This is a genomic window from Candidatus Similichlamydia epinepheli (assembly GCF_003056015.1).
Map to the genome: position 1 here is coordinate 1 of NZ_PPEU01000068.1, position 4,047 is coordinate 4,047.

A 4,047-nucleotide genomic window follows, 5' to 3' on the forward strand; every position below is an offset into this window, starting at 1 on the left:
ACTTGAAAGGAGACGAGTCCTTAGGGGCGCAAATTGTTGAGAATGCAGCAGAGTGTCTTATTAAGCAACTTGCTGAGAACAGTGGCGTGAACGGTGACGTAGTCATTTCTTCCGTTTTGGAATCCGGGAAAAGTACAATTGGTTTCAACGTTATTACTCGTAGTGTAGAAGACTTTGAAAAAGCGCAAATAGTCGAGCCGACTGAAGTGGTAATAGAGTCATTAACTCATGCAGCTTCTGCAGCTTCTATGGTGATCCTTTCTGAAGCGCTTGTCGTTGAGGTTCCACTAAAATGTGATAAGGGTTCGTCACATCATTCAGCAGCAATGTAATTTAAAAATTTCTTTCAGGGCTCGTGTGTCGTTTGTCTTTTTCTTTTCCGCGTGCCCTGCTCATTATCCAATTTATGTTGCTGTTTTTTGTCATCTGGAAGCCAAGTGACAAATCTTTTCCTCCTGTTAGTTTAGTTCTTGATTCTGATTCTCCCCTATCTTCGTCTCTCTTTTCTTCTTTACTACTCGCCTCAAAAGAAATTTATATAGAGCTTTTTCGTTTAACAGACCCTCAAATACTCCCTCTTTTCTACGAAAAAAAGAAGTTAGGAATCGACATTGCCATTTTTTTAGATTCAAAATGCAAAAAAGACAAGCGAATCAGAGATTTAAGTAATTTCTTAACTATAAAATACGAAACTCCCCATCGACTGATGCACAGAAAACTTGTTGTAATTGATCAAAAAATTTCTTGGATTGGTTCCTTCAACTTTACTAGGACTGGTTTCTATTTGCAAAAAAACGCGATGTTAAGAATTGAAAACGAAGATGTTGCTCTGTTCCTGCGCAATCCAAACTCTCCAAAATTTGCCAGTTTCTCTATTGAAGGTACGTTAATCCAAATTTGGAAACTGCCTCCGGCAAAGGAAGCTTTAAATATGATTCGTCGTTCGATTCAAGAAGCCAACAACTCCATACAAGTTGCTCTTTTTGCCTTCTCTCATGTTTTATTGGTTAATGATTTGATTGAAGCTCACAATCGCGGTGTAGATGTTAAAGTTATTCTGGATCGAGGACAGAGCATGGGTAGTTCTAAGAAAGCAATTCTAAATCTACTTAGAGCAGGTGTCTCTTTGTTTTTATATGGAGGCATCCAGGACCTTCATCATAAATTTGCTTTGATTGATCAGAAAACCTTATTTTTAGGATCTTGTAACTGGAGCAAGAGCGCTTTTTCTTCTAACAAAGAGTTGCTTACAAAGCTTGTAATAGAGGATGGTCCCCTAAAAAACAAAGTGAATTCCTTATGGGAAGGTTGTTTTTCACAAGCTACTCCCATTGTTTGTTAATTCAAGCAATTTTCTTTTCAAAACTTCCCATAATGGTGAGCTTGTAGGCCAATTCATATCTATGAATATTGGATTGAAAGATGAATCAAAAGCTTTTTTAAGAACCGAATAAAATGTAGCCATGACACCTTCTATTGAGGAATCACTTCCCAACAAAATTTTATTATTCCATTGATAAGATCGGTTAGAGAATCCAATCAATACCCCCCCTTCTTTTTTGCTTTTTCGTGGATCAATCCAGAAGACTTTTTTACACATTTTTCTTTTGGAAAGAGAAGGTTTTTTCAAAAATGTTTCATCACAAACTGAGCAAATCTCCTCCAGTGGCAGAAGACCCTCCCTAACAACTTCAACAAAATCAGAACTGAATTTCAATACTGTTGATTCTATTCCTATCGTTCGATTAGTTCCAAAATCTAGACACGGAAAATCTTTCCCAAAAATGTTTTCTACTTCTTCAAAAGAAACTGAAGGAAATGCTCCAGAAAGGTTAGCTGAAGAGACCAATAAATCACCTGTTTCATACAAAAAAGTTTGTAATTCAATGTGACGAGGGACACGAAACCCATCAAATTTTCTAGAAGGATCTTCTATTGACTCTGATATAGGAAGAAGCATAGTGCAAGGTCCAGGCCACCACATATCACAACAATATCGAAAAGCACTTGGCAAATATATTGACTTTCGCAGAAAATCCCCGTCTTTTGGCCTACATGGTAACAAGGTTACAAACGGCTTACTTATTGGGCGTCCTTTAATGGAAAGGAGCCGTCTGCGAGCGTTTTCTTTGTCAGCCCGAACTGCCAGACCGAATACGGTATCAGTTGGAAGTGCTATAACCTCTCCTGAATCTAGTCTCTTTTTGGCTTCTTCTTTCCCTATTCTCATTTTGGGGCCGTTGCAATTTGGTTGTTGGCATGAAGGTATAAATTTCGCGAGGTAGTTTATGGATTTTTCAGCCATTTTGGCAAGAAGCGTTCAACTATTTTTTTTGTTAGGTCCTCTATCTAGCGCTCCATGTGTGGTTGCGATTACCAGCAAAATGTCAAAAAGAGATGGTATTATCCTTGTTTTTCGTGAATGTTTGTTTGCAGGGTTGCTTTGTATCCTTTTCAATCATGGAGGTGCAGCTGCATTGGCTAATCTTGGAATTTCGATCCATGCTTTAAGACTAGCTGGTGGAATTTTGCTTTGTTTTTCAGGTCTTGAATTTTTAGGCATTAGGGATGGGGCATCTAGTGATGTACGTCCAGATAAGGCTTTTTTAGTGCCAATTGGGTGTCCTATGCTTGCAGGTCCTGGGACTTTGTTTACTATCGCTACATTCCTTCCAGAAGAGGCAATGATTACAGACCTTTCGTGTTTATTAGTGATAATGGCATCGATCATCATTCTTCTTGGATTTCAGGCCAAAGCTCGTGTATTTCCGAAACTCATTTTGCTTCTCCTAGAGCGTTTGTCTGGCCTTTTCATAATGGGACTAAGTTCTCAAATGATGCTGAAAGGTCTTTGGAGTTTTTCTGATCCTTTTTAAAACTATTACCTGGCTTTGGAGTAATGACATATGGCTTGGGGAACTGGATGTTGGTGTGGAAGTGGAAAAAAATGGAACAGATGTCACTTCCCTGTAGTAGATCCAAAATCCGACTTTAAAACAGTTTCCCAAATTTATAAAAAAACTTGGCGAGTAATAATCAAAAACAAACAGCAAATAGACGGGATTAGAAAAGCATGCTTAATTGCCTCTCGGATTCTTGATTGCCTTTGCAAAGAAGCCAAAGAGGGAGTTTCTCTATTGGAGCTTGACGCCATTTCTAAAGAACTGCATGCGAAATTTGGTGTTCGTGCGGCCCCATTTGGGTACGGATCTCCCCCATTTCCGGCTTCTATTTGTACTTCCTTAAATGAAGTTATCTGCCATGGAATACCGGATTCATATGTCTTAAAGAAGGGAGACATACTGAACATTGACGTAACTGTAATATGGAATGGTTATTATGGCGATACAAGCAGAATGGTCTGCATAGAACCTATAAGTGAAAGTAAACGTTCTCTTGTTGACACATGTTTGGAGGCAATGAAATGTGGTATAGAAGTAGTGAAGCCAGGAAACAAAGTTTCAGATATAGGACTAGCCATAACTTCTTTGTCTGAAGAATATGGTTATTCAGTGGTTGATGCATTTGTTGGTCACGGTACAGGCATTCACTTCCACGAAGCTCCAAATATATTTCATTCATTAAACGACATTCACATTCCGTTTTATCCTGGAATGACGTTCACTATAGAACCTATGTTGAATTTAGGCGTAAAAGATGGGATAACCGATTTGAACAACGGGTGGACCGTTCGAACAACAGATGGTCTTCCTAGTGCTCAATGGGAACACACCATTCTCGTTACCGAGACTGGTTATGAAATATTAACACACTACCCATGACATCCTTCTTCTAATTCCCATAGGCGTTCCCGTGCATTATCCAGTACAAAAGCTAAAATTTCCGGATCTCCATAAGAGGACATATTTATAGAAAGCTTGCCGTCTGATCCATCAGAGCATGTAACGAACACATACCACTCTTTTCCTTGGCCATGAGCAAAGTTGAGACCTTTCTCATTGGGACAGAGTTGATTTGTACAAAGAAATGTCTTTCCCTATTCTCATTTTGGGGCCGTTGCAATTTGGTTGTTGGCACGAACACCAA

Annotated in this window: 6 protein-coding genes; 4 read left to right on the forward strand and 2 right to left on the reverse strand. The window is 39.0% G+C overall.

The genetic code is table 11. The features are described from left to right. Together GCCT14_RS03825 and GCCT14_RS03830 are read left to right on the forward strand one after the other, a co-directional pair. Nucleotides 1-332: TCP-1/cpn60 chaperonin family protein (locus GCCT14_RS03825; protein WP_275655984.1), on the forward strand; the 332-nt coding region annotated here is incomplete at its 5' end. Nucleotides 333-355: 23 nt separating this feature from the next. Then, a complete protein-coding gene (locus GCCT14_RS03830; RefSeq protein ID WP_157952584.1) occupies nt 356-1,342 on the forward strand; it encodes a phospholipase D-like domain-containing protein in 987 nt (328 codons plus the stop codon). Here GCCT14_RS03830 and GCCT14_RS03835 read toward each other — a convergent pair. Continuing rightward, nucleotides 1,316-2,230 (reverse strand): L-threonylcarbamoyladenylate synthase, encoded by a 915-nt coding sequence (locus GCCT14_RS03835; RefSeq protein ID WP_157952585.1) that lies wholly within the window; start codon nt 2,228-2,230, stop codon nt 1,316-1,318. The genes GCCT14_RS03830 and GCCT14_RS03835 overlap by 27 nt on opposite strands. Before the next feature lie 58 nt (nt 2,231-2,288). Between GCCT14_RS03835 and GCCT14_RS03840 the strand changes: the two genes are divergently transcribed. Next, the gene (locus GCCT14_RS03840) at nt 2,289-2,876 is read left to right on the forward strand and encodes a MarC family protein (RefSeq protein ID WP_108624309.1); all 588 of its coding nucleotides are present in this window, start codon (nt 2,289-2,291) and stop codon (nt 2,874-2,876) included. Between the two features lie 30 nt (nt 2,877-2,906). Further along, entirely contained in the window at nt 2,907-3,782 is an 876-nt protein-coding gene (locus tag GCCT14_RS03845) for a methionyl aminopeptidase (protein ID WP_108624310.1), read from the forward strand. Here GCCT14_RS03845 and GCCT14_RS05385 read toward each other — a convergent pair. Further along, nucleotides 3,773-3,913 (reverse strand): hypothetical protein, encoded by a 141-nt coding sequence (locus tag GCCT14_RS05385; protein ID WP_157952586.1) that lies wholly within the window; start codon nt 3,911-3,913, stop codon nt 3,773-3,775. The two genes, GCCT14_RS03845 and GCCT14_RS05385, sit on opposite strands and share 10 nt — an antisense overlap. Nucleotides 3,914-4,047 lie beyond the last annotated feature (134 nt).

What these genes read in the sequence shown, in the direction of transcription:
- GCCT14_RS03835 (WP_157952585.1), bottom strand. Translation starts at nt 2,230, where the DNA reads ATGAGAATAGGGAAAGAAGAAGCCAAAAAGAGACTAGATTCAGGAGAG.
- GCCT14_RS03840 (WP_108624309.1), top strand. Translation starts at nt 2,289, where the DNA reads ATGGATTTTTCAGCCATTTTGGCAAGAAGCGTTCAACTATTTTTTTTG.
- GCCT14_RS03845 (WP_108624310.1), top strand. Translation starts at nt 2,907, where the DNA reads ATGGCTTGGGGAACTGGATGTTGGTGTGGAAGTGGAAAAAAATGGAAC.